Source organism: Rhodovibrio sodomensis (assembly GCF_016583645.1).
GTDB lineage: Bacteria > Pseudomonadota > Alphaproteobacteria > Kiloniellales > Rhodovibrionaceae > Rhodovibrio > Rhodovibrio sodomensis.
On sequence record NZ_NRRL01000263.1, the window covers coordinates 1 to 1,405 of the forward strand.

Sequence of the window (1,405 nt, forward strand, 5' to 3'; positions counted from 1 at the left end):
GAGATACCGTGATTTTTGTCAAAGGGTCGTTGGCGGCGCGCTCCCCAAGTCGGGGCCTCACCGACGGCCGGCCGCCCTTGCGCGCTATGTGGGGCGCGCGGGCGGCCGGCCTGTTCGGCCCCGCTCGGGGAGCGCGCGGCCATAGCCGTCACGGTGACGAGCGACCCCGGCGTCGGCGTATGGACCATCATGCGCGCGTTGCGGCCCAGTTCGGGTCGAACGGCTGGCCGGTCTTGAGGACGCCGTAGCAGAGCGCGAGCAGCTTGCGCATGGCGGCGGCGACGCGCTGTTTGCCGGCCAGACGGCCCTTCGCTGCGAGGCGGTCGTCGAGGGCGCGTACACACGGGTTTTGCCGCCGGGCGGCCAGCGCCGGCATGTAGAGCATGCGCCGCAGGTTGGCGTTGCCCACGCGACAGATCCGGGCGGGCTTGTCGAGGGTGTCGCCGGATTGGTTCGGGGCCGGGCTGAGACCGGCGTAGGCGGCGACCTGCTTGGCGTGCTGGAACAGGCTGACATCCGGCAACTCGACGAGGATCCCGGCGGCGGTCTCGGTCGCGATGCCGGGGATGGAGACGAGCAGGTCGTGACGGCGAGCCAGTTCCGGGTCCGCGGCGATCTCGTCACGGATGGCCCGCTCGACCTCGGCGAGACGCTGCTCGAGATCAGCGATCGTCTGCTCGGTGACCCGCCGGGCCGCGTCGCACAGCCGGCCGGCCTGCAGCTGGTTGCGATGGGCGGTCAGGTCCTCGACGAGCTGCTCGCGGATGCGCACCAGGTCGCGCAGCCGCAGGACGGCGGCGGGCGGCGGCGTCCAGGCCGTCGGCCGCAGCAGGTGGCCGAACTGGGCGACGGCATGCGCGTCGATGCGGTCGGACTTGCCGCGACCGAGCTGGACCCGCTGGAAGTGCTTGACCCGTGCCGGATTGACGACGCTGACGACGTAGCCGGCCTCGTGGAGGGTCATGGCGAGGTCCATCCAGTAACGGCCGGTCGCCTCGAGAACGACGCGCACAGGGGCGTCTGCGTGCTTGGCCAGCCAGTCCTTGAGATGGGCATGACCGTCAGCGGTGTTGTCGACACCCTTTTTGCGCTTGCGTCCGTCGGCGCGGATCAGATGGAGCTGCAGCTTGGTCTTGCCGGTATCGACACCCAGCGTCGCCTCGTCCATTGACCGCCTCCCGGATGTTGATCGAGTCTGATCTTACACGCGGCAAAGCCGGTCTTTTATTCGGGCTCTCCGCTTTGCTGCGGGGCCTATCATACCGTCCAGCTTTGAAGCCGCGCCTTGGGGAGAGGGGCCATATCTCCGCATCGGGTTCGGTGTTCGGACCCTAGCCGCTTGCCTGGCTCACCTCTCCCCCTGCCGCGGTTTCCGGCCTACCGCGGCTACTCGGCAACATAAAAG

1 protein-coding gene is annotated in these 1,405 nt (G+C 69.0%); it reads right to left on the minus strand.

Annotated elements, in window-relative coordinates; all coding sequences use genetic code 11:
* Positions 1-187: 187 nt before the first annotated feature.
* On the minus strand, positions 188-1,168 hold the full coding sequence (locus tag CKO28_RS27635; RefSeq protein ID WP_200344740.1) for an IS110 family RNA-guided transposase: 981 nt from the start codon (positions 1,166-1,168) through the stop codon (positions 188-190).
* Between the last annotated feature and the right edge of the window lie 237 nt (positions 1,169-1,405).